23 protein-coding genes are annotated in these 23,742 nt (G+C 68.3%); 16 read left to right on the top strand and 7 right to left on the bottom strand.

Annotation, left to right across the window (positions count from 1 at the left end; translation table 11 throughout):
- Positions 1–2 precede the first annotated feature (2 nt).
- Positions 3–1,202, bottom strand: a complete 1,200-nt coding sequence (locus ACFVWL_RS12135; protein WP_387183616.1) for an SAM-dependent methyltransferase — start codon at positions 1,200–1,202, stop codon at positions 3–5.
- 164 nt (positions 1,203–1,366) lie between these two features.
- Here ACFVWL_RS12135 and groES point away from each other — a divergent pair, with 164 nt between their 5' ends.
- From groES to ACFVWL_RS12150, 3 genes are all read left to right on the top strand, one after another.
- On the top strand, positions 1,367–1,663 hold the full coding sequence (gene groES, locus ACFVWL_RS12140; protein WP_017203655.1) for a co-chaperone GroES: 297 nt from the start codon (positions 1,367–1,369) through the stop codon (positions 1,661–1,663).
- A gap of 183 nt (positions 1,664–1,846) precedes the next feature.
- A complete protein-coding gene (rarD, locus tag ACFVWL_RS12145; protein ID WP_387182860.1) occupies positions 1,847–2,779 on the top strand; it encodes an EamA family transporter RarD in 933 nt (310 codons plus the stop codon).
- A gap of 144 nt (positions 2,780–2,923) precedes the next feature.
- Complete coding sequence (locus ACFVWL_RS12150; protein WP_387182863.1) at positions 2,924–4,177, top strand: ABC transporter substrate-binding protein; 1,254 nt, start codon at positions 2,924–2,926, stop codon at positions 4,175–4,177.
- Positions 4,178–4,232: 55 nt separating this feature from the next.
- Here ACFVWL_RS12150 and ACFVWL_RS12155 read toward each other — a convergent pair whose 3' ends face one another.
- From ACFVWL_RS12155 to ACFVWL_RS12170, 4 genes are read right to left on the bottom strand one after another with little or no spacing between them, the layout of a single operon-like run.
- Positions 4,233–5,000: an ABC transporter ATP-binding protein gene (locus ACFVWL_RS12155; RefSeq protein WP_387182866.1), complete on the bottom strand. Its 768-nt coding sequence runs from the start codon at positions 4,998–5,000 to the stop codon at positions 4,233–4,235.
- Entirely contained in the window at positions 4,997–5,992 is a 996-nt protein-coding gene (locus tag ACFVWL_RS12160) for an ABC transporter ATP-binding protein (protein WP_387182869.1), read from the bottom strand. The genes ACFVWL_RS12155 and ACFVWL_RS12160 overlap by 4 nt, the downstream gene beginning before the upstream one ends.
- Positions 5,982–6,959, bottom strand: a complete 978-nt coding sequence (locus ACFVWL_RS12165; protein ID WP_387182871.1) for a branched-chain amino acid ABC transporter permease — start codon at positions 6,957–6,959, stop codon at positions 5,982–5,984. Before ACFVWL_RS12165 ends, ACFVWL_RS12160 begins: the two co-directional genes overlap by 11 nt.
- A 3-nt stretch (positions 6,960–6,962) precedes the next feature.
- Positions 6,963–8,249 (bottom strand): branched-chain amino acid ABC transporter permease, encoded by a 1,287-nt coding sequence (locus tag ACFVWL_RS12170; RefSeq protein ID WP_387183618.1) that lies wholly within the window; start codon positions 8,247–8,249, stop codon positions 6,963–6,965.
- Positions 8,250–8,567: 318 nt separating this feature from the next.
- Here ACFVWL_RS12170 and guaB point away from each other — a divergent pair, with 318 nt between their 5' ends.
- A complete protein-coding gene (gene guaB, locus ACFVWL_RS12175) occupies positions 8,568–10,070 on the top strand; it encodes an IMP dehydrogenase (RefSeq protein ID WP_387182874.1) in 1,503 nt (500 codons plus the stop codon).
- A 71-nt stretch (positions 10,071–10,141) separates the two neighbouring features.
- On the opposite strand, the gene ACFVWL_RS12180 is transcribed toward guaB, so the two are convergent.
- The gene (locus ACFVWL_RS12180; protein ID WP_387182877.1) at positions 10,142–10,615 is read right to left on the bottom strand and encodes a DUF4190 domain-containing protein; all 474 of its coding nucleotides are present in this window, start codon (positions 10,613–10,615) and stop codon (positions 10,142–10,144) included.
- Between the two features lie 138 nt (positions 10,616–10,753).
- Between ACFVWL_RS12180 and ACFVWL_RS12185 the strand changes: the two genes are divergently transcribed.
- The 10 genes from ACFVWL_RS12185 to ACFVWL_RS12230 all read left to right on the top strand — a co-directional run bounded on the left by ACFVWL_RS12185 (position 10,754) and on the right by ACFVWL_RS12230 (position 20,405).
- Positions 10,754–11,068, top strand: coding sequence for a DUF2277 domain-containing protein (locus tag ACFVWL_RS12185; RefSeq protein WP_387182880.1), 315 nt, complete (start codon positions 10,754–10,756; stop codon positions 11,066–11,068).
- A gap of 145 nt (positions 11,069–11,213) precedes the next feature.
- Positions 11,214–12,257: a response regulator gene (locus ACFVWL_RS12190; RefSeq protein WP_387182882.1), complete on the top strand. Its 1,044-nt coding sequence runs from the start codon at positions 11,214–11,216 to the stop codon at positions 12,255–12,257.
- Positions 12,257–13,246: an ATP-grasp domain-containing protein gene (locus ACFVWL_RS12195; protein WP_387182884.1), complete on the top strand. Its 990-nt coding sequence runs from the start codon at positions 12,257–12,259 to the stop codon at positions 13,244–13,246. The genes ACFVWL_RS12190 and ACFVWL_RS12195 overlap by 1 nt, the downstream gene beginning before the upstream one ends.
- Positions 13,243–13,956, top strand: a complete 714-nt coding sequence (locus tag ACFVWL_RS12200) for a PHP domain-containing protein (protein WP_387182887.1) — start codon at positions 13,243–13,245, stop codon at positions 13,954–13,956. Before ACFVWL_RS12195 ends, ACFVWL_RS12200 begins: the two co-directional genes overlap by 4 nt.
- Complete coding sequence (locus ACFVWL_RS12205) at positions 13,956–15,443, top strand: glycosyltransferase (protein ID WP_387182889.1); 1,488 nt, start codon at positions 13,956–13,958, stop codon at positions 15,441–15,443. Before ACFVWL_RS12200 ends, ACFVWL_RS12205 begins: the two co-directional genes overlap by 1 nt.
- Positions 15,440–15,583, top strand: a complete 144-nt coding sequence (locus ACFVWL_RS12210) for a hypothetical protein (RefSeq protein WP_387182892.1) — start codon at positions 15,440–15,442, stop codon at positions 15,581–15,583. The genes ACFVWL_RS12205 and ACFVWL_RS12210 overlap by 4 nt, the downstream gene beginning before the upstream one ends.
- Positions 15,580–15,927: a response regulator gene (locus ACFVWL_RS12215; protein ID WP_387182894.1), complete on the top strand. Its 348-nt coding sequence runs from the start codon at positions 15,580–15,582 to the stop codon at positions 15,925–15,927. Before ACFVWL_RS12210 ends, ACFVWL_RS12215 begins: the two co-directional genes overlap by 4 nt.
- Positions 15,924–17,729: an ATP-binding protein gene (locus tag ACFVWL_RS12220; protein WP_387182897.1), complete on the top strand. Its 1,806-nt coding sequence runs from the start codon at positions 15,924–15,926 to the stop codon at positions 17,727–17,729. Before ACFVWL_RS12215 ends, ACFVWL_RS12220 begins: the two co-directional genes overlap by 4 nt.
- A 356-nt stretch (positions 17,730–18,085) precedes the next feature.
- Entirely contained in the window at positions 18,086–18,637 is a 552-nt protein-coding gene (locus ACFVWL_RS12225) for an OsmC family protein (RefSeq protein ID WP_387182900.1), read from the top strand.
- A gap of 79 nt (positions 18,638–18,716) precedes the next feature.
- Positions 18,717–20,405: an ABC-F family ATP-binding cassette domain-containing protein gene (locus ACFVWL_RS12230; RefSeq protein WP_387182903.1), complete on the top strand. Its 1,689-nt coding sequence runs from the start codon at positions 18,717–18,719 to the stop codon at positions 20,403–20,405.
- Between the two features lie 13 nt (positions 20,406–20,418).
- On the opposite strand, the gene ACFVWL_RS12235 is transcribed toward ACFVWL_RS12230, so the two are convergent.
- Positions 20,419–21,504, bottom strand: a complete 1,086-nt coding sequence (locus tag ACFVWL_RS12235; protein WP_387182906.1) for an FAD-dependent oxidoreductase — start codon at positions 21,502–21,504, stop codon at positions 20,419–20,421.
- 73 nt (positions 21,505–21,577) lie between these two features.
- Between ACFVWL_RS12235 and ACFVWL_RS12240 the strand changes: the two genes are divergently transcribed.
- Positions 21,578–22,693 (top strand): GuaB3 family IMP dehydrogenase-related protein, encoded by a 1,116-nt coding sequence (locus ACFVWL_RS12240; RefSeq protein WP_387183621.1) that lies wholly within the window; start codon positions 21,578–21,580, stop codon positions 22,691–22,693.
- 59 nt (positions 22,694–22,752) lie between these two features.
- Complete coding sequence (locus ACFVWL_RS12245; RefSeq protein WP_387183624.1) at positions 22,753–23,514, top strand: SURF1 family protein; 762 nt, start codon at positions 22,753–22,755, stop codon at positions 23,512–23,514.
- The last annotated feature ends 228 nt before the right edge of the window (positions 23,515–23,742 follow it).

Raw genomic sequence — 23,742 nt, forward strand, 5'->3', positions numbered from 1 at the left:
GGTCAGTTCGCTGCGGGCACCCGGTCGGCCAGGATCGCGCGGCGCTGATCGCCGATGCGGGCGAGGATCAGCGTCGCCTCCTGGTCGCCGCGCAGCGTGAGCTTCTTGCGGAAAGCCGCGGGATCGATGTCGACTCCGCGTTTCTTGATCTCCAGGCGTCCGATGCCGTGCGCCTTGAGGGCGGCACTGATCGCCTTGGGACTCGCGGGCAGGGTCTCCCGCACCCGGAAGGACTGCACGAACGGGCTCGTCAGCGCGGTGTCCGAGGTCAGGTAGGCGATGTGCTCGTCGAGCATCCCCGCATCGAGGCTTCGGGCGACCTCGCCGATCAGACGTGCACGGATCACCGCGCCGTCCGGTTCGTGCAGGAAGGCACCGAGCTCGCGCACGGGTTCGTCGGGGGCGTCCGCCGGCGCGGTGAGTTCGTGCGAGCGCTCGTCGCGGATCACGAGCGCCGCGCGGCGGACTCCCGCTCGGGCGAGGGCTCCGCTCCAGACGACGAGTTCGACGACGCTGCCGTCGGCGCTCACCCACTGCGCCTCGGCGTCGGTGGGGAGCGCGTCGCGATCATGCGCCGGTCCGAGCTTGATGCCGGTCGGGTGGTGGGCGGCCACGTCGAACGCCCAGTCCAAGGAAGGGGAGTAGTCGTCGGACGAGACGCGTCGGGTCTCGCTGTGCCCCGAGGTGCGTCTGGCCGGGTCCATCCAGACGGCGCCACCGGCCTCCCGCGTCGAGAAGGCATCTTCCGCCGTGCCGTGACTCACCACGGCGCTGTCGCCGAACGGGGCCAGGTTGTAGGCCGCGAGGGCCGCGGTGACCTCGTCGGCGTCGACGGCGTGCACATCGAGCCCGGCTCCGGCGAAGGCGAGCGCGTCCCCGCCGATGCCGCAGCCGAGGTCGGCGACACGGGTGAAGCCGGCCTGGCGGATCCGCTGCGCGTGCCGGGCCGCGACCCCGAGTCTCGTGGCCTGCTCAAGCCCTGCTCGGGTGAAGAGCATGCGCGCGGCGAAGGGGCCGAACTTCGCCGCCGCCTTGGACCGCAGGTGGGCTTGTCCGACCACGGCGGAGACCAACTCGGGGGAGTGGTCGGCTGCGCGCAATCGTGAGACGGCGCGGGCGACGTCGGCCGTCGATTCGATGGGCCCGACCGCGTCGAGCAGCTCGAGACCGGCGGGGGTCAGCAGGGCGCGCAGCTCGGACATCTCCACGTGCTCAGCCTAATTGCCCGGGCGATGTGCCGAACCGCGGCGCGCACTGGCACTCGCATTGCGTGAGTGCCAGCCGAGCGCCTAGACTGGATTAGCACTCTCGGGTTGAGAGTGCGAACAAGTCTTTCGTGTCAGCGTCAAGAAAGAAGAGGTAGACCGTGTCGGTTTCCATCAAGCCGCTCGAGGACCGCATCGTCATCAAGCAGGTCGAGGCCGAGCAGACCACCGCGAGTGGCCTGGTCATCCCCGACACCGCCAAGGAGAAGCCCCAGGAGGGCGAGGTCGTGGCGGTCGGCCCCGGCCGCATCGACGACAACGGCAACCGTGTTCCGCTCGACGTCGCCGTCGGCGACCGCGTGCTCTACAGCAAGTACGGCGGCACCGAGGTGAAGTTCGGCGCAGACGAGTTCCTCGTCCTGTCGGCTCGCGACGTCCTGGCGGTCGTCGTCCGCTGATCTGCGGAACCTGATTCCCGCCCCTCATGAGGGGCAGGGCCAAGGTCCTCGAAGGGGGCCCGGATGCGCATTGCATCCGGGCCCCCTTCTGCGTACGCCACCGGGCATCCGTTTCCTGCCAAACTCCGCCGGAGAGGCCGGGCGATGGAGTTCGCGGCGGCAGCGCGGGCATAGGGTTGTGCGGTGCCCCCAGAGACGACCCGCGCCACGCAGACCGCCGGCGTCGCCTACGCGGGTGGGGCGTACCTCCTCTGGGGAGTGCTTCCGCTCTACTTCCTCCTCCTCGTGCCGACGGGGCCGTGGGAGGTCGTGGCCTGGCGGGTGCTGCTGTCGTTCGTGTTCTGCCTGCTGCTGCTCACGGTCACGCGCGGCTGGGTCGCGTTCGGCGTCATCCTCCGCCAGCCGAAGCTGCTGGGCTGGACGGCTCTGGCCGGACTTCTGATCTACGTCAACTGGCAGGTGTTCCTGATCGGAACCCTCAGCGGCAACGTCGTCGAGACGAGCCTGGGCTACTTCATCAACCCGATCACGACCGTGCTGCTGGGCGTCTTCGTTCTGAAGGAGCGCATCCGCAAGCTGCAGTGGGCAGCCATCGCCATCGCGGCGATCGCGGTCGTCGTGATCGTCGTCGCCTATCGGGCGTTCCCGTGGATCGCGTTGTCGTTGACGGCGTCCTTCGGGGTCTACGGCCTCATCAAGAAGAAGATCGGTCCCGCCGTCGACGCGGTGAGCGGTCTCACGCTGGAGTCGTTCTGGCTGATCCCCATCGCCGTGGTGCAGCTCATCATCGTCGCTCTGACACCCGGGGGCATCACGATGGGCATGAACGGGTGGACGCACGCGCTGCTGCTGGCCTTCGCCGGCGTCGCCACGGCCGTCCCGCTGCTCCTGTTCGCCGCAGGAACCCGACGCATCAACCTCACGGTGATCGGCATGATCCAGTTCATCACCCCCGTGATGCAGTTCCTCATCGGTGTGCTCGTGCTGCACGAGCCGATGCCCACCGAGCGCTGGGCGGGGTTCATCATCGTGTGGATCGCGATCGGTGTCTTCATCGTCGACCTCCTGCTCGCCGCACGTCGGGGCCGCAGGATTCCGCGGGTTGACCCGGCCTGATCCCGGGGATCATCAGGTGGGGAACCCGGTGTCGGATCGTTAACGCACCGAGACACTTGCGACCCCTGCGCGCGGGACTCACGCCCTAGTGTTAGAGCACCCGATTGTGGCCACAATCCACGTTCAGTTACGCAAGGGAGCATCATGAACGCATTGAAGGGCTCGCGCACAGCGAAGGTCTTCGCCGGGATCGCACTGATCAGTGCATCCGCCATCGTCATCGCCGGCTGCAGCAGCACCCCGAGCGCAGAGCCGAGCGGCGGCAGCGACAAGCCAGCCGCCGATCTGACGCTCAAGCTCGGCTCGCTGCTTCCGGCCACCGGAACGCTCGCGTTCCTCGGGGCGCCGATGGAAGCCGGTGTCCAGCTGGCCGTGAACGAGATCAACGACGCCAAGGCCGGCGTGACGATCGATCTCACCACCGCCGACGAGGGCGACCTCGACAACAAGGCGTACGAGACCTCGATCACGAACCTGCAGAACGCCGGGATCACGGCGATGATCGGTGCCGCGTCGTCGAGCGTCACCAAGCTCATCCTCGACGGCAACGCCGGTGCGGGCATCCTCACCGTCTCGCCGTCGAACACGTCGCCGGACTTCACGGGCATCAACCCGCTGTACTTCCGCACCGCCCCCAGCGACCTGCTGCAGGGCGAGGTGCTCGGCAACCAGATCGCCGAGGACGGCCACAAGACCCTCGGCATCATCTACCAGAACGATCCGTACGGCACCGGTCTCGCCGAGGCCATCACGGCGACGTTCGAGGGCACCGGCGGCGAGGTCGTCGAGTCGGTCTCGTACAACCAGGGTGACGGGCAGTTCAACGCGCAGGTCGCCTCGATCGCCGCCGCCAACCCGGATGCCGTGGCCGTCGTCTCGTACGAGCAGTTCGCGACCATCGCACCGCTGCTCGGCAACGCCGGCGTCGACACCGGTTCGCTGTACCTGGTCGACGGCAACCTGAAGGACTGGGGAACCGACATCTCGGTCAACCTCGAGGGCTCGAAGGGCACGCGCGCGGGTGCAGACCTGCCGCAGGACTTCCTCGACCAGCTCAACGAGGTCTGGACCGCCGAGGGCAACGACCCGATCGACGCGGTGACGTACTCCGCCGAGGCGTACGACGCCGTCATCCTCATCGCGCTGTCGGCACTCGCCGCCGGCTCGGTCGAGGGCGCCGACATGGCCGAGCAGATGCGCACGGTCTCCGGTGGCGACGGCGACGGCGAAGCGTGCAGCACGTTCGCGGAGTGCGCCGACATCATCAACGGCGGTGGCACGGCGGACTACGACGGTCTCTCCGGCAAGGTCACGTTCGACGAGAACAACGACCCGAAGGGTGCGGCCATCGGCGTCTACGAGTTCGGTGCCGACAACACCACGACCCGTCTGAAGTAATCACACGGAGAAGGCCCCGGATGCTTCGGCATCCGGGGCCTTCTTCATGCACGGTTCAGGCGGCGTCGGTGCCCAGTGTGCCGAGGTAGAGGCCGATGACCTTGGGGTCGTTCAGCAGCTCGCGCCCCGACCCCTCGTAGGCGTCCTTGCCCTGGTCGAGCACATAGCCGCGGTCGCAGATCTGGAGACAGCGCCGCGCATTCTGCTCGACCATGATCGTCGTCACCCCCGCCTTGTTGATGTCGGAGACGCGGATGAATGCATCGTCCTGACGCACGGGGGAGAGGCCGGCGGAGGGCTCGTCGAGCAGCAGCACCGACGGGTCCATCATCAGCGCGCGCGACATCGCGACCATCTGCCGCTCACCGCCCGAGAGGGAACCGGCCCGCTGCTTGAGGCGCTTGCCCAGCTCGCCGAAGATGCTGCTGACGAACTCCAGGCGCTCCGCGAAGATCTTCGGGTTCTGGTACAGCCCCATCTCCAGGTTCTCCTGGATCGTCAGCGACGGGAACACGTTGTTGGTCTGCGGCACGAAGGCGACCCCGCGGCGCACGAGCTTGTCGGCCTTGAGCCCGACGATGCTCTCGCCCTTCACGGTGACGTCGCCGGAGCGGATCTCGACCATGCCGAAGATCGCCTTGAGGAGCGTCGACTTGCCGGCGCCGTTCGGGCCGATGATGCCGATCAGCTCTCCCTTGCGGGCGATGAGGTTCGCACCGTTGAGGATGTTCACTCCGGGGAGATAGCCGGCATGGACGTCGGTCAGCTCGACGATCACGTCGTCGTTCTTGATCTCGTTCCGCTCGACGGGTGCGTCGGTCATGACTTCTCCTCCTCAACGTCTTCGGCCTCGACCTCGGCTTCGACCTCGGTCTCGATCTGCTCGCGGATCCTGGTCGCGTCTTCTTCGGAGATCACCGCGAGCCGGCCGGTGACAGCACCGAGGTCGACGTCCTGGTGCGCGCCGAGATAGGCGTCGACCACGGCGGGGTCTTCCATCACCTGGTCGGGCGGACCTTCGGCGACGACACGGCCCTCGGCCATCACGACCACCCAGTCGGCGATGTGGCGGACCATGTGCATGTCGTGCTCGACGAACAGCACCGTCATCCCCAGATCCTTCAGATCGAGGATGTGCTCGAGCAGCGACTGTGTGAGCGCCGGGTTGACCCCGGCCATCGGCTCGTCGAGCATGACGAGCGTCGGATCGCTCATGAGCGCGCGGGCCATCTCGAGCAGCTTGCGCTGACCGCCGGACAGCGATGCGGCGAAGTCCTGCTCCTTGGCGTCGAGCTTGAACCGCGTGAGCAGCTCGTGCGCACGCGCCTCGATCTCCTGATCCTGCTTGCGCCAGAGGAAGGGGAACAGTCCCGCCCAGAAGCCCTCGCCGCGCTGATCCTTCGCGCCGAGCTTCATGTTCTCGAGCACCGTGAGCAACGACAGCGACTTGGTCAGCTGGAACGTGCGCACCTGTCCCATCCGCGCGACCTTGAACGACGGGATGCCCGACAGGTTCGTGCCGTCGAACGACCAGGTGCCGCTGTTCGGCTTGTCGAAGCCGCAGAGCAGGTTGAACAGGGTCGTCTTGCCTGCTCCGTTCGGGCCGATGAGCGCGGTGATGGCTCCGCGCGGGATCTCGAGGTGGTCGACGTCGACCGCCGTGAGACCGCCGAAGCGCCGCTCGACCGCATCGACGATCAGGATGGGATCGACCTTCTTGACACCGGGCGCTGCGGGACCAGCGGCGAGACCGCCGGTCTTGGCACGTGGCGCACTCTTCGTGGGCGTGACCGCCGCGTCGTCATTACTTGACAAAGGTCATCTCCCTCTTGTTTCCGAGGATGCCCTGAGGCCGGAAAATGACGATCAGCATCAGCACGATGCCGATCACGATGTAGCGCACGACGTCGGCCTGCTGGCCCGACATCGGCAGCAACCCGGCGTTCGCCATCGCGGGAAGGAGCGCACCGAGGAAGGCGAACACCACCCAGAACAGCACCGCACCGAGCGTCGGCCCGAGGACCGTGGCCGCACCACCCAGCAGCAGGATCGTCCACAGGAAGAACGTCAGCGAGGTCGAGTAGCTTCCGGGGATGACGGCGGACGGCAGGACGAAGATGACTCCGCCGAGGGCGCCGATCACACCGCCGACCACGAGCGCCTGCATCTTGTAGGCGAAGACGTTCTTGCCCAGCGAGCGCACCGCGTCCTCATCCTCACGGATGCCCTTGAGCACGCGACCCCACGGGCTGCGCATGAGCGCCCAGACCACGAGCACTGCCACGGCGAGGCTGATCAGTCCGACGACGCGGACCCAGAGATCCGTCGCGTTGTATGTCCACGGCCCGAAGCCGTAGGTTCCCTCCGGGAAGGGATTGGAATCGCGGAAGCTCTGGTGGTACCCGGAGAGGCCGCCGGCGGAGTTCGTCCAGTCTTTGAAGAGCTCGGTCACGAACAGCAGGCGCACCACCTCGGCGGTGGCGATGGTCGCGATGGCGAGATAGTCGGCGCGCAGACGGAGGGTGGGGATGCCGAGCACGAGAGCGAACACCGCCCCGCCGAGCAGGCCGACCAGGAGTGCCGCCCACCAGGGGAAGCCGAACGTCAGGATCGATATCGCGTACCCGTAGGCGCCGATGGCCATGAACGCGGCCATACCGAAGTTGAGCAGTCCGGTGTATCCGAAGTGCACGGCGAGACCCGTTGCCGCGAGGGCGTAGGCGATGGTGGTCGGACTGAAGAGGTAGGAGGCGGTGTTGCCGAAAATGCTGCCGAAGTCCATGTGTCAGCCCAACCTTTCTTTTCGTCCGAGGATGCCTTGCGGTCGCACCAGCAGGATCAGGATCAGCGCGACCAGGGCCGTCGCGTACTTGAGGTCCGTCGGTACGCCGAACAAGGTCGAGACCTCGACGGCGAGTCCGACGATGATCGAGCCGATCAGGGCGCCGATCGCGGAGCCGAGACCGCCGAGCGTGATCGCGCAGAACATCAGCAGCAGCATCTGCATGCCCATGTCCCACTTCACCCCGGGGCGGAAGTACGCCCAGAGGATGCCGGAGATCGCCGCCAGTGCACCGGCGAGGATCCACACGGTGCGGATCACCTTGTCGACGTCGATGCCGGATGCGGCGGCGAGCTGCGGGTTGTCCGAGATCGCCCTCGTCGCCTTTCCGGTGCGGGTCCGGGTGAGGAAGAACGCGACAGCGAGGATCACGATGATGCTCGTCGCCATGCCGATGATGTCGATGTAAGACAGCGAGATAGGACCGAACCTGATCGGCTCGGGGCTCGCGCCCGGGAGCTGGTAGGTGTTGCCGCCGATGAAGTACTGCATGCCGTAGCGCAGCGCGAGCGATAGACCGATGCTCACGATCATCAGCTGCACGACGCCGAGTCCTCGTCGCCGCAGGGGCTTCCAGATCCCCGCATCGAGTGCCCAGCCGAGGGCTGCGCCACCGATCACGGCGGCGATGATGCCGAGCCAGAGCGGCAGCTGCCAGAACGTGGTGAAGATCAGCGCGATGACGGCACCCCAGGTGACCATCTCGCCGTGGGCGAAGTTGGAGAGGCGCGTCGTGCCGTAGATGAGCGCGGCACCCATCGAGGCCAGTCCGAGCAGGAGCCCGAAGTTCAGGCCTCCGACGAGCCGTGAGAAGAGCTGGTCGAGGAACGACACCGTGACCCGCTCGCCCGCGCCCAGGAAGAAGTTGACGATCTTGGTCCCGGTCAGACCGAACTCGAGCTCGAACGACGCCGTGGTACCCGAGACCGGCTGGATGCCCTCGGGGAGCTGGGTGGCGTCGACGATCACTCCGTCCGGAAGGGTGGATTCGTCCACGGTGAGGGTGTACGTCTCCTTCTCCGGCACGTAGAGGCGCCATTTTCCTTCGGCATCGGTCTCGGTGTCGGCTTCGAAGCCGTTCCCCTTGATCGACATCGCGACGCCCTCGACGGGCTGGTCGGCGTTGGTGACGACACCGGCGAAGTAGAAGTCCGTGATCTCCTGCCCGTCGTCCGTCGTCTCGGCCGAAGCCGGTGAGGGGGGCATGAACACGAACGCGGTGAGCGCCATGAGGATAGCGAGCAGCGCGACCACCCAGGGGCGCTTTCGCTGCACGGCGATTGTTGTGGGTCCCACGCAACCTCCACTTTGAGTGCTGTGTCTCTGCGGTCTCGGGTTCGACCGCAGGGATGGACGACGCATTTGAGCGTAATGGTCGATCGGCGAATCACCTACGGTCCGTGTCAACAGTCCGGTAACGGCGGGGCTCTGGGAATGTTCTCGGGCGTGTCTCGCTTAGAATCTTCATACGGGCCGCGGCCCCGCACCGGCCGACGTCGACCACCCCCTCGCACTCGGACATGCGCGACTCGCGCAGAAGGAGAATCCATGGAACAGCACGATCCCTTCGGCTTCGTCGGACTGACGTACGATGACGTGCTGCTCCTGCCGGGGCACACCGACGTGATCCCCAGTGAGGCCGACACGTCCTCGCGCATCACACGCCGCATCTCGGTCGCCACCCCGCTCCTGTCGAGCGCGATGGACACGGTCACCGAGTCGCGCATGGCGATCGCGATGGCGCGTGAGGGCGGCATCGGCATCCTGCACCGCAACCTCTCCATCGCCGACCAGGCCGCGCACGTCGACCGCGTGAAGCGCAGCGAGTCGGGCATGATCACCGACCCCATCACGACGACGCAGGACGCGACCGTCGAAGAGGTCGACAACCTCTGCGCGAAGTACCGCATCTCCGGTCTTCCCGTCGTCGACGACGAGGGCAAGCTCGTCGGCATCATCACGAACCGCGACATGCGGTTCGTCTCGGGCTTCGAGCGCCAGAGCACCTTCGTCAAGGACGTCATGACGCGGGAGAACCTCGTCACCGCTCCCGTGGGTGTCGCGGCGGGCGAGGTCATCGCGCTGTTCGCGAAGCACCGTGTCGAGAAGCTGCCGCTCATCGACAGTGACGGCAAGCTCGCCGGTCTCATCACCATCAAGGACTTCGACAAGAGCGAGAAGTATCCGCTCGCCACCAAGGACGACCAGGGTCGACTGCGCGTCGGTGCCGCGATCGGCTTCTTCGGCGACGCGTGGGAGCGCGCCGAGGCGCTGCGCGATGCCGGGGTCGACGTTCTCGTGGTCGACACCGCCAACGGCCAGTCGCAGGGCGTCATCGATCTCGTCCGCCGCCTGAAGGCCGACGCGTCGTTCGAGCACATCGACGTCATCGGCGGCAACGTCGCGACCCGCGAAGGCGCTCAGGCTCTGATCGATGCCGGAGTCGACGCGGTCAAGGTCGGCGTCGGTCCCGGCTCCATTTGCACCACGCGCGTCGTCGCGGGCGTGGGCGTGCCCCAGGTGACGGCGGTCTACGAGGCCTCCCTCGCCGCCCGCCCCGCAGGGGTTCCCGTGATCGCCGACGGCGGTCTGCAGTACTCGGGCGACATCGCCAAGGCGCTCGTCGCCGGTGCCGATGCCGTGATGCTCGGCTCGCTCCTGGCCGGAACCGACGAATCTCCGGGCGAGATCGTCTTCCAGTCGGGCAAGCAGTTCAAGCAGTACCGCGGCATGGGGTCGCTGGGCGCGATGCAGACCCGCGGCAAGCAGACCTCGTACTCCAAGGACCGCTACTTCCAGGCCGACGTCCCCAGCGACGACAAGCTGATCCCCGAGGGCATCGAGGGGCAGGTTCCCTACCGCGGACCGCTCGCCGCCGTGGCCTATCAGCTGGTCGGCGGGCTGCGTCAGTCGATGTTCTACGTCGGCGCCCGCACCATCGAAGAGCTCAAGACGCGCGGCAAGTTCGTGCGCATCACCTCGGCGGGGCTCAAGGAGTCGCACCCGCACGACGTGCAGATCGTGGTCGAGGCCCCGAACTACAAGAAGTAGTCGTCACAGACGACGAGAGGGACCGGATGCGACTCGCATCCGGTCCCTCTCGCTTTCTCGTCGAATGCGGGTCAGCCGCAGGTGTAGGTGACGCCGTTGACCTCCCAGACGCCACTGCCGAGTTCGGCGCACATTCCGATTACTCCGGCGATGACGGTCGCGAACAGGATGATCCCGATGATGCCGACGATCGTCAGGATCGCGCCGACGATGATGCCGGCGATCGCGAGTCCCTTCGGCTGCCCGGCCTTGCCGAGCTTCACGGCGGCGACGATGCTCAGGATGAGGCCGATCGGTGCGGCCAGGAAAGCGAGGACGAGTCCGACGATCGACAGGACGCGTCCCGGCGGGGTCGGCTCGGGTTGCGGATACGCGGGTGCTGCGGGAGCCGGGTAGCCGGCGGCGGGTGCCGCACCGGGAGTGGCATCCCAGGCCGGAGGTGCATCGGAGGTGCCGGCCGGAGGTGCGGCGGGAGCGGCGGGCGGTGGCGTCACCGGATTCGAAGAATCGGGGGCAGGCGGTTCGGGGAACGGGGGGTTCGTCATTTCTCTGTCCTGTCGACGGGTGTGGGAGGGGACGCAGAGGCGGCCCCGGTAGCCCCGAGCGTAGCGACCGCCCCACAGCCGCACCATCCCCACCCTGGCCCCCTTCCGTCTGTCCGCGGGGCGGCGTAGCGTGCCCGTATGTGCCGGAACATCGTCCCGTTGAACAACCTCGAGCCCGCCGCGACCGATGAGGAGTGCCACGATGCAGCGCTGCAGTTCGTGCGCAAGATCTCCGGAACCACGGCGCCGTCGCGAGCCAACCAGGCCGCCTTCGACAGCGCGGTCGGAGAGATCGCGCAGGTCGTCGGCCGTCTGTTGGGCGAACTCGTCACCGCGGCGCCGCCGAAGAATCGCGAGGACGAGGCGGCGAAGCGACGGGCACGATCCGCAGAGCGCTACGAGGCGATCCGGGTCTTCCAGGAGGAGAAACGCGCCGCGCGCGCGGGAGCCTAGGAGACGCGCCGTCGCGAGGTCGGCATCGTATGCCACAATCGACATACCCCGCTCGACTTTCCCTGCGGTCTCGGTGTTGAAGGGCACCGAGATCGTGTGGCCGATCCCCCTCGGTCAGGGAACCTCCCCAAGGAGAGCTGTACCCATGCCAGAGGATTCTCCTCGTGTGCTCGTCGTCGATGACGATCCTGATGTCGCCCTGCTCGTGAAGACCGTGCTCGAACGGCGGGCCGGGTGCATCGTCGATGTCGCCTCCGACGGGCAGATGGCGGTCGAGCGCGTCGCCGCTGTGCGCCCGGATGTCGTCGTGACAGACATCGAGATGCCCGGGCTCAACGGGCTCGAGCTGCTCGCCGAGCTGCGGAGGACGGTTCCCTCGGTCCCCGTCGTGGTGATGACCGCCCACGTCTCGGTCGAGTACGCGGTGTCGGCCCTGCGGGCGCAAGCGGATGAGTTCCTGACCAAGCCGCTCGACAACGGCAAGCTCGTGGAGGCGGTCACCCGTCTGGTCGAAGAGGGGCGCCGTCGCCGTGAAGAGGCGCGCAAGCCCGAGCGGGTGCTCGCGATCGGCGCACATCCCGATGACGTCGAGATCGGCGTCGGCGGGCTGCTCGCGGCGCACGCCAGGGCTCAGGACGAGATCACCATCCTCACGCTCTCCCGCGGGGCCAGAGGGGGAGACGCCGACAGTCGACAGAACGAGTCCCTGGAGGCGGCCGACATGCTGGGCGCCCGTCTGTTCCTGAAGGATCTCGTCGACACGGAGATCTCCGGCGGAGGCTCCACGGTCCGCATCATCGAAGAGGTCGTGCAGGAGATCCAGCCCACGATCGTCTACACCCATTCGAGCCATGACCGCCATCAAGACCACAGGGCCGTGAGCGAGGCGACCATCGTGGCGACGCGGCGCGTGGGCACGGTCGCCTGTTATCAGAGCCCGTCCTCCACGATCGACTTCCGCCCCACGAGGTTCGTGCGCATCGACCAGTACCTCGACGAGAAGCTGCGGTTGCTCGAGCGCTTCGGATCCCAGACGGCGAGCCGCGACTACCTGGCACCCGAGTTCGTCACCGCGACCGCCCGGTATTGGTCGAGGTTCGGCGGGGGTACCGCAGTCGAACCTCTGGAAGTGGTGCGCGAGACCGCCGAGTTCATCGGCGCCCACGAACTCACACGACGGGAGAGCTGATGACGAAGCGGGTGCTGGTGACCGGTGCCGGAGGCCCGGCAGGCGTGGCCGTGATCAGGTCGCTGCTCCGTCGCTCCGATCTGACCGTCTTCGCCGCCGATATGGACGGCTGGGCGAGCGGTATCTACCTGGTTCCACCGGCGCAGCGCCGTCTGGTGCCGCCCGGGAGGGACGACGACTTCGTACCGGCGATCGCCCGCATGGTGGAGGAAGACGACCTCGACCTGGTGATCTCGACCGTCGACGTCGAACTCATCGCCCTCGCGGGTCGACGCGACGAGCTGGCCCCCGCCGTTCTGGCCGCGCCGTCGGCAGACACCCTGAACACCGCGCTCGACAAGCTCGCCCTCGCAGAGCGGTGCGCGCCGACCGGGCACACCCCGCGCACGGTCCTCGCCGGACGTGACGCCGAGGCCGTCGACTGGGAGTTCCCGGTCTTCGCCAAGCCGCGTCAGGGAGCGGGGAGCCGCGGCGTGCGGCTCGTCCCCGATCGTGCAGCGCTCGAGGCGCTGCCGACCGACGAGGGGCTCATCGTGCAGGACTTCCTCCCGGGGGAGGAGTACTCGGTCGACGTGATCGCCGACGCGGCGGGCAACGTCGTCGCCGCTGTGCCCCGCACCCGCGCCAGGGTCGATTCCGGTGTGGCGATCGCCGGACGCACCCTCCGCGACCCGGAGCTCGAGGAGACGGCGGCATCGATCGCGCGGGCGATCGGACTGGTCGGCGTCGCGAACGTGCAGCTGCGTCGCGACCGCACAGGGCGGGCCGTGCTGCTCGAAGTCAATCCGCGCTTCCCGGGCGCCCTGCCCCTGACGATCGCGGCCGGCGTCGACATCCCGTCGCTCGTGGCCGATCTGTTCCTGGGGCGCGAGCTTCCGGTGCAGATCCCCTTCCGTGAGATCGCCTCGGTGCGCTTCCTCGAGGATGTGATCGTCGAGATCGAAGACGTGCTGGTCTCCGACCATGCGGGGCATCAGGAGGAACTGTGAGCCACGCGCTGCTTCGGGGCGACCACCACGTCCACTCGACGTTCTCGGACGATGCCGTCTCGACGCTCACGCAGAACGTCGCAGCGGCAGCGACGGCGGGTCTGACCACGCTGCGTCTGGTCGATCACGTGCGTCAGAGCACGACCTGGGTTCCGGAGTACCTCGCCGCCGTGCGGGCGCTCCAGGTGCCGGACGGGCTCACGGTGCTCACCGGCGTGGAGGCGAAGGTGCTCGATACGACGGGAACGCTCGACATCCCGACGCTGCCGGGTGGGATCGATCGCATCCTCATCGCCGACCATCAGTTCCCCGGTGCGGACGGCCCTCTCGGTCCTTCCACGGTGCGGGAGCGGATCGCCGCGGGCTGGGCGACCGACGACGTGCTCGATCAGTTCGTCGATGCGCTCATCGCCACGATGCGCCGGTATCCGGGGAACCAGCTCGCGCACTGCTTCTCGATCCTCCCGAAGATCGGTCTGTCCGAAGCCGACCTGGGTGCACAGCGGACGGATGCCTGGGCACGCACCGCCGCCGACACCGACACCCTCGTCGAGGTGAACGAGAAGTGGGGCTGTCCCGGAGTCGAAGCCCTGGTCGCGCTCCGTCACGCCGGTGGGGAGATCGTCGCCTCCACCGACAGCCATGAGGCGTCGGAGGTCGGGCGCTACACCCGGGTCGTCGCGCTGCTCGACGCGGTGGAGGCATCCTGATGACGGACCTCTCCGTGCTGGAGACCGTGCTGGTCATCGTTCTCCTGCTGTGCGTCCTGGTCGGCACTCTGCCGGTGATCAACACCGGCCTGCAGTTCCTCATGCTGCCGCTGCATGCGTTCCGCAACCACTACGGCAAAGCGGCGCCCTATCACCCGAACGTCGCCGTCATCATCCCGGCCTGGAACGAGGGCGCGGTGATCGGCCCCGCCATCGAGCGGCTGCTGCAGCTGGAGTATCCGGCCGAGCGTCTGCGGGTGTTCGTCGTCGACGACGCCTCCACCGACGACACCCCGGCGATCGTGACCGCGAAGGCGCAGTCCCACCCCGGCCGGGTCGTGCATCTGCGGCGCGAGAAGGGTGGCGAAGGCAAGGCGCACACCCTCAACCACGGCCTCGACGTGGTCCTCGCCGACTCCTGGACCGAAGCGGTTCTCATCATGGACGCGGACGTGATCTTCGCGCGTGACTCGCTGCGCAAGCTCACCCGGCACCTCGCCGACGAGAAGGTCGGCGCCGTGACGGCGTATATCGCCGAGGGCAGCCGCGACCGCAACTACCTCACGCGGTTCATCGCGATCGAGTACGTCATCGGTCAGCTCTCCGCCCGTCGGGTGCAGAACGTCGGCGGCGCGATCGCCTGCCTCGCCGGTGGTGCCCAACTGCACTCGCGGGCGAACCTCGAGGCCATCGGCGGGCGGATCCCCACGGGGACCCTCGCCGAAGACACCATGACGACCTTCGAGGGGCAGCTCAAGGGGCGTCGGATGGTCTTCGAGCCGCATGCCGTGGTGCTGGCCGAGGAACCGCGCACGATCGACAGTCTGTGGAAGCAGCGCCTGCGCTGGGCGCGGGGCAACGTGCAGCTGACATCGATCTACCGCAAGCTGTGGTTCCGGCCGAGCCGCGACCACAACCTGGGCAGCTTCGGGTTCGGGCTCGCCTGGTTCACGATCCTGTTGCTTCCGGCGTTCATGCTCCTGGCGGCGGCGGGCATGCTCGCGCTGCTCCTCCTGCACAGCGACATCGCCGAGTTCGTCTTCCGCTTCATGTGGATCGCCGCGGCCTGCATCTACCTCTTCTCGATGCTGTACTCGGTGCAGCTCGACCCACGGACCGGCCGGCATTCCTGGCGCGAGGCGATCATGTTCCCGGGGCTCGGCGCCCTGATCCTGATGGCGATCGCGCTGTTCCCCTGGGCCTTCGAATCGCTCCTGGCCACCTTCGGCCTCGGGCTGACGGATCAGTCCGGCTTCATCTGGGCCGTGGTCTTCTACCTGTGGGGACCGATCTCGATGCTCGGCATCTGGTTGGCGCGCGCCGTCGAGCCCCTTCCCGGCGGACGGTTCTTCGCCGGTCTGCTGCTCTACATCTGCGGCTACGGCTCCCTGCTGTGCGCCATCACCGTGGACTCCTACATCAAAGAGTGGCGTCGAGCCGATGCCTCCTGGATCAAGACCGAGAAGATCGGACGTGTCGACTCATGACCACACCCCCGTCGCACGATGTCGAAGTCGAGGAGATCGCCGCGGACGCCCGACGTGAGCGACGGTTGATCCCGCAGGCGCTTCTGGCCCTCGCGGTGGTCGTCGTCATCGTCGTCGTGCGAGAGCTGCTCCTTCGATGACCGGGAGGCCGCTGGCCCTCGTCGTCGAGGACGCTCCCGATCAGGCAGCGCTGCTGCGCCGCTATCTCGATCGTGAGGGATTCGACGTGTTCATCGCTCGCGACGCGGAATCGGCGATCGCGGCGTTCCCCGAGATCGATCCCGTCCTGGCGGTGCTCGACCTGCTCCTTCCCGGGATCTCGGGTCAGGAGTGCGCGCGACTCGTCCAGGAGCGCTTTCCGGACTGCTTCCTCGTGATCAGTTCGGTGCTCGACGCCGCCGACTATCCGCCGGCCGATGCGGCCCTGCCGAAGCCGATCACGGGTTCCGACCTGCATGCCATCGTCGGGAGAGTGCGGCGGTGAGGGCGACGCCGCTCGACCGCGCGGAGAACCGCTGGTACCAGGTCTTCGACAACCCGAGCCCGCTGCTCAAGCAGGCGCCCACGGTCATCGCGACCGTCGTCGCGGCGATCCTGACCTGGTGGGTCCCCGACCTTCCGATCACGAATCTCGCGCCCGCAGTGGCAGGAATCGTCGTCGTCCTCGCCGCCACGGTGGTCGCTGCCGTGTTCACCGCACGCGGTGTGCACGACGGCTGGGCCGTGCTGCTGATCCCCATCGTCGACATCGTCGGCCTCGGCCTGTTCCGTACCGGCACCGGCGGTGCCACCTCGCTGTTCTCGTCGCTCGTGCTCTTGCCCGTGGTCTGGCTGGCGGCGGCTCCCGGCATCCGCTGGGTGTTCGTGGTGGGCGGATTGACCTCGATCGCCTTGCTGATGCCGTACTTCACCGACCCGCCCGACACCTCCGTCGAGTGGTTGCGCGGCGTGGTGGGGCCGCTGGTGTTCTCGGCGGTGGCCGCGGTCATCAACCAGCTTTCGCGGCAGCAGCGTATGCGCGTCGAGCAGGCGGAGGAACTCGTCGCCGAGCGCACCAGGGCGTTGTCGGAGAACGTCGCGATGATCGTGCAGCTGCGCGACAAGGAGCGTCAGTACCGTGAGTTGCTCGACTCGTTCGAGAGCCTGTGGTCGTCGATCACGGCGCAGGCGGTGATCGCCACGGATCGGGGCGGCACCGTCACGGCCTGGAACCCCGGGGCTGTACGCCTTCTCGGCCTACCGGTCGACGAAGCGCTGCGCGACGTGCGCATCGACCGTTTCTTCTCGACCGCCGTGCTCTCGATGCTGGCCGCGGACAATGCGGAGCCGCCGGATCCGGCGGGCGGACTGCCCCCGGGATACGCCGATCTTGCTCCCGGGATCAAAGCACTGTTCGCCCAGGCCGACGCCGGGGCCACGGTCGACGGCGACGTCGAGGTGATCACGGCGGGAGGCACCACGGTCCCGGCTCGCGTGACCGTCAGCCCGCACAAGGACGGTGCCGGTGCGCAGCAGGGCTATCTGTTCGTCCTCACCGACGAGACAAGGGCCGTCGAGGTCGCCCGCATGAAGGACGAGTTCGTCGGCATGATCTCGCACGAGCTCCGTACGCCGCTCAGCGCGATCATCGGCTTCCTGGATCTGCTCCAGAACGATCCGGGGCAGCCTCTCACCGAAGACCAGCAGGAGTTCGTCGGCATCATCGAGCGCAATGCCCAGCGTCTGCTCAATCTCGTCGGCGATCTGCTCTTCACCGCGCAGGTCGAGTCCGGGCGGTTCCCGCTCGAGCGCGAGGAAGCCGATGTGGCAGAGCTCGTGCGCTCGGCAGTGGCGTCGGCCGGCCCCCATGCGCAGCGCGAGGGGATCGAGCTCGTGGCAGAGGTCGAGCCGGGAGCTGTTCCCGTCGTCATCGACGCGGGCAGGGTGGGGCAGGCCATCGACAATCTGCTCTCCAACGCCATCAAGTTCACCCCGCGAGGGGGCACGGTGACCGCGCGGGTGCGCGCGGTCGACGGCGGCGTCGAGTTCTCCATCGCCGATACCGGGGTCGGCATCCCCGAAGACGAGCAGGGGATGTTGTTCACCCGCTTCTTCCGTGCGTCGACGGCGACGCGCAACGCGGTTCCGGGGGTGGGGCTCGGTCTGACGATCACCCGTGCCATCGTCCTCGCGCACGGCGGGACGATGGATGTGACGAGCCAGGAGGGCGTGGGCACCGAGTTCCGCTTCCTTCTGCCGGCGGCACCCCGCACCGAAGTGCTGATGAGCCTGAGCCGCGCCGACTGAATCCCTCATCGCGATGCGCAGTGCGTGATCCTGGTGACCCGGGAGCAGGCAAAGGCTCTGGTCAGGTCGCAGCTCGACGGAAAGGATGCTCTCGAATCCCTCCTCGTGGAACGCCGGAGGTCGCGCAGACGGTGCGCGCATCCGGAGCTGATGGGGCAATCGCATCCGGTCTGCTGCTCAGCTATCGCCTGAGGGTGGAACTCGTCTCTCAGCGCCTGGGGCGAGTCCGAGCGCATCGAGCAACTGCGGCGCTGAAACCAGGCGGAGGTCTCGGCACCGTGACGCTCTGTGTCCGGGTGTGAAGTCGGATGACGGGCCGCCGGCAGCGCGACCTCACGCCTCACTACCGTCGGGCCATGACTCTTCTCCAGGACCAGCTCGCCGGCATCGCCGATGTCACCCCTGTCGAGCGCGCGCAGCGACTCACTGACGCCGGCGCCGCGTGGAACGAGAGGATCGCGACGGACGACGCGAACGCCCAGCTCACGTATCGGGTGAGCGGACGCGGCATCGGATCGGTCGCGACCGAGATCCGCGCGGGAAAGCACCGCTTCCTCGTCGACGAGCCGGGGGCGCTGGCTGGTGACGACGTCGCAGCCAGCCCGGTCGAGTACGCGCTGGGCGCCCTCGTCTCCTGCCAGGTGGTCGTCTACCGGCTCTACGCGCAGGCTCTCGGACTCACGATCGACGAGATCGAGATCACGGCGGAGGGCGACCTCGATGTGCGCAAGCTCTTCGGCATCGACGAGTCGGGGCGCGCCGGATTCCACGACGTGCGGGTATCCGTCGACATCACGGGCCCTGACACGGCTGAGCAGTACGAGAACCTGCGCGCGGTCGTCGACGCGCACTGCCCCGTGCTCGATCTGTTCGCCGCTCCCGTGCCGACGTCGAGCGCTCTCGTCTGAGCGCAGTCCGGAGCGTGGTCGCTCCGGACTGATAGCCTGGTCGGCTCGGCATGCGCGGGCGGAAGGACGGCCACGCACCGTGGGCTATATCGATGTATCCAGCGTCTCCCTGACGCTCCCAGACGGCAGACCGCTTCTCGATGAGGCGACGTTCAGAGTCGGCGCCGGCTCCACCAGTGCGCTGATCGGTCCGAATGGAGCGGGCAAGACCACCCTGCTCCGGATCATCCGCGGCGATCAGGCGGCCGATGACGGCGTCGTGACGATCGACGGCGGGCTCGGAGTGATGGACCAGTTCGTCGGTCACGGAGAGGCGGGCGAGACCGTGCATCAGCTGCTGGTGCGTGTCGCCCCGGCGCGCATCCGCACGGCGGCCGAGGCCCTCGAAGCGGCCGAGAACGCGCTGATCGAACGCGATGAGCACGACACGCAGATGGCGTACGCGTCGGCGATCGCCGAGTACGCGGATGCGGGCGGCTACGAGCACGAGACCGTCTGGGACCAGTGCACGGTCGCGGCGCTCGGCGTGCCGTACGAGCGCGCCAGGTATCGCGAGCTCACGACCCTCTCCGGTGGTGAGCAGAAGCGGCTGGCGCTCGAGGCTCTCCTGCGCGGCCCCGACGAGGTGCTGCTGCTCGACGAGCCGGACAACTACCTCGACGTGCCCACCAAGCGGTGGCTCGAGGAGCAGCTGCGTCAGACACCGAAGACCGTGCTGCTGGTGTCGCACGACCGCGAGCTGCTCGCACGCGCTGCTGATCGGCTCGTCACGCTCGAGCCCGGGGGCGCCGGCGCCACCGCCTGGGTGCACGGCGGCGGGTTCGGCACCTACCAACAGGCGAGAACCGACCGGATGGACCGGCTCGACGAGTTGCGCCGGCGCTGGGACGAACAACACGAGAAGCTGCGTACCCTGGTGGCGAACCTCAAGGTGAAGGCCTCGGCGAACGACGGCTTCGCCTCTCGGTATCAGGCGGCGCAGACCCGTCTGCGCAAGTTCGAGGAGGTGGGACCACCCGAGGAGCGTCCGCCCTCGCAGGACTTCGACATGCGTCTGCGGGGCGCACGTACCGGCAAGCGCGCCGTGGTCGCGCAGCGCCTGGAGCTGACCGGGCTCATGCGCCCGTTCGACGCCGAGGTCTGGTACGGCGACCGGGTGGCGGTGCTCGGCTCGAACGGATCGGGCAAGTCGCACTTCCTGAGGCTGCTCGCGCGCGGCGGCAGCGACCCCGACTCCACGCTCGGTCACGTCACCTCGACCGGGGAGCAGCTGAGCCCGGTGGAGCACACCGGCACGGCCGCGCTCGGTGCACGGGTGGTGCCCGGTCTGTTCGCGCAGACGCACGCGCATCCGGAGTTCGTCGGACGCACGCTGCTGGAGATCCTGCACCGCGGAGACGACCGTCGTGCCGGGATGCCGCGTGATGCCGCGAGCTCGGCGCTCGATCGCTACGGCCTCGTGCGCCAGGCCCAGCAGACGTTCGACTCGCTCTCGGGCGGACAGCAGGCGCGGTTCCAGGTGCTGCTGCTGGAGCTCTCCGGTGCGACGCTGCTGCTGCTGGACGAGCCGACGGACAACCTCGACCTGGAATCGGCCGAGGCGCTCGAGCAGGCGCTCGCGCGGTTCGCGGGCACGGTGCTGGCGGTCACGCACGACCGCTGGTTCGCCCGCTCGTTCGACCGGTTCCTGGTGTTCGGTTCGGACGGCGAGGTCTACGAGTCGGACGAGCCGGTGTGGGACGAGAAGCGGGTGGCGCGCACCCGCTGACGACCGGCGCCGTTCAGGGCAACCGGAAGGGCGCGGCGGCGCGCGCGGCGGGGTCGATCGCGAGGTCGGCGAGGACCCCGCCGACGCCCGGCGCGAACTTGAAACCGTGGCCGGAGAACCCGGCACCGACCACGATCCGACCGCGGCGATCGAGCACGAAGGTCCCGTCGTCGGTCGAGGTGTAGGTGCAGCTGATCGGTGCCGCCGACGTCGGGTCGAGGCCCGGCATCCACTCCCGCACGTAGTCCGAGAGCGCGCGCTGATGCGTCGGCAGGTGCGGGCGGGCATCGGGGTCTACCTCGTCGCCGACGCGGTGGAAGCCGACCTTCACACCTTCGCCGGGCGTGGGCATGCCGTACACGGTCGCGGGGTAGGCCGCAGGGTCGACGTAGTGGTTGAACGACGGCCACGGCGCATCCGTCGACGGCCGGAAGTGCGCCGGTGTCTCTTCGGTCACGGTGAGGCGCGGCAGCTCGAGGCGCGGGAGGAGCGTCCGCGTCCAGGCGCCGGCGGTCACGACGACCGTCTCGGCCCGCAGCAGGCCGCCGTCGGCGAGGCTGATCTCGACACCGTCCTGGTCCTCGTCGATGCGCGCGACCGGTGTGTTCCAGCGCACCTCGCCGCCTCCGACGACGATCCGCCGTTCCAGCTCCCGCAGTGTCTCCGCCGCGCGCACGACTCCGGCGTCGGAAGACCACAGCACGTCGCCGTCGAAGCGCATCCCCGGCCATCGGGCACCCGCCTCGGAGGGGGAGAGGACGGCATTCGGGATGCCGCGGCTGTCGAGGCCCGTGTGCACGGCGGCGATGTCGAGGCCGCCGTGGGTGACGAGCCCGTGCAGGCGCAGGAGAGGTTCGCCGTCGACGTCACCGAGGGCATCCCACCCGTGGCGGGCGCGTACCAGCAGATCGAGGTAGTGCTCCTCGTCGTAGGCGTTGTTGAAGTTGCGGGTCGCGCCGTGCGACGCGCCTTCGTGGTGGCCGCGGGCGAATCGTTCCACCACCATGGGGCGGAGGCCTCGACGCACGAGTTCCCAGGCCGTGGCCAACCCCATGACGCCGCCGCCCACGACGACGACGTCCACGTCCTCTGCCCTCATGCTGCCTCCCGGTCTCGGATCCAGTCTCCCAGCACGGGCCGCTCCGGCCGCCGGGTAGGCTGGTGGGGTGACCATGGAGATCGAGCTCGGCCGAGGAAAGCGTGCACGCCGCGCGTACACGTTCGATGACATCGCGGTGGTGCCTTCGCGGCGCACGCGCAACCCGGAGGACGTGTCGACCGCCTGGACGATCGATGCCTTCGGCTTCGAGATCCCGGTGCTCGGCGCACCGATGGACTCGGTCGTGAGCCCGCAGACGGCGATCATGCTCGGCCAGCTCGGCGGACTCGGAGTGCTCGACCTCGAAGGTCTCTGGACGCGCTATGAGAACCCCGAGCCGCTGCTGGCGGAGATCGCCGGTCTCGACGACGCCAAGGCCACGGTGCGGATGCAGGAGCTGTACTCCGAGCCCATCAAGCCCGAACTCATCACCAGCCGTCTCGCCGAGATCCGCGAGGCCGGGGTCACCGTCGCAGGCTCCCTGACCCCGCAGCGCACCCAGGAGTACTACGACACGGTCGCCGCTGCGGGTGTGGACCTGTTCGTGATCCGCGGCACCACGGTGTCGGCAGAGCACGTGTCGAGTGTGGCCGAACCCCTCAACCTCAAGAAGTTCATCTACGACCTCGACGTGCCCGTCATCGTGGGCGGTGCGGCGACGTACACCGCGGCCCTCCACCTGATGCGCACGGGCGCCGCCGGCGTGCTCGTCGGCTTCGGCGGGGGAGCGGCGTCGACGACCCGTGCAACCCTGGGCATCCACGCGCCGATGGCGACCGCGGTCTCCGACGTCGCCGCCGCGCGCCGCGACTACCTCGACGAGTCCGGCGGACGCTACGTGCACGTGATCGCCGATGGTGGCGTCGGCACCTCCGGCGACATCGTCAAAGCTCTCGCGATGGGTGCCGACGCGGTCATGCTCGGCGTCGCGCTCGCCCGCGCCACCGACGCGCCGGGTCGCGGCTTCCACTGGGGCCCCGAGGCGCATCACCCGAAGCTGCCGCGCGGCCACCGTGTGGAGGTCGGCGGCATCGGCACGCTCGAGGAGATCCTCTACGGCCCGGCGCCCGTGGCAGACGGCACCGCGAACCTCATCGGCGCGCTGCGCAAGTCGATGGCGACCACCGGGTACTCCGACCTCAAGGAGTTCCAGCGGGTCGAGGTCGTGCTCGCACCGTACGAGGCCTGAGGGTTCTGCGCGTCACCGTGACCACTCCTGCCCTGTTCCCCCCGACCCTCCGCGAGGTCATGCTCCGGGGACGCTGGATCGGGATGCTTCTGCTCTGCCTCCTCGTGGCGGGCGTGTTCGCCTGGCTCGGTCAGTGGCAGCTGGAGCGCGCGATCGAGACCGATCCGCCCGCCCCCGGTGCCACCGAGGAGGTGCAGCAGCTCACCGACGTGCTCGAGCCGGGAGCGTACCTTCCCGAGCCGCTCGTGGGGCAGCGCGTCGAGACCTCCGGCGCCTGGGTCCCCGAGGACTTCATCGTCGTGTCGAGCCGCTTCAACGACGACGTCGAAGGGTACTGGGTCACCGGGCAGCTGCGCGTCGATGAGCGCGTCTCCATCGCCGTGGCGATCGGCTGGGCGCCGGACAGGGAGTCCGCAGACGCGGCGGTGAAGGAGCTCGAGGCCGGGGCCGACGGCTCCGAGGTCGCCGTCACCGGGCGCATCATCTCGGATGAGGGTCCTCGGGTGCCGCCGCACTCCGATCCGCAGCGACTGGATCGGATGTCGCCTGCCGCGCTCCTGAGTCGCTGGCACGACGTCGAGGAGCTCGACGTCTACCGTCCGTACCTCGCCTCCACCACCGCGACGGCAGGGCTGGTCGACATCTCCTCGCCGGCGCCCGATGAGATGTCGCCGGTCAACTGGCTCAACGTCTTCTACGCCGTCGAGTGGGCGATCTTCGCCGGCTTCGCGTTCTACCTCTGGTACCGCTTGGCCAAGGACGCCTGGGAGCGCGAAGTCGAGGAGTTCGAGGATGCGGCGGGGGCCGACCCCGTCGTCTGAGCGCCCGCGCATCCGCGCGCTCGGGCCTGCGCAATTGTGCGCTGGCCGATCCGGTTAGAGACCTTCGTCAGGGGTCGCTCGGGCCATCCGGTGAGCGCTGGATGACGAATCGGAAAACTCCGTTGAGGATGTCGGGACCGCTCCGTATGCTCGCAACCATGTGAGCACGCTGGGAGTTTCCCCTGTGTGCCGTGACAGTCCTGAGAAGTGTCGCACCCGACCGAGGAG

The sequence above is a fragment of the Microbacterium sp. NPDC058269 genome (genome assembly GCF_042881445.1).
In the GTDB taxonomy this organism is placed as follows: Bacteria; Actinomycetota; Actinomycetes; order Actinomycetales; family Microbacteriaceae; genus Microbacterium.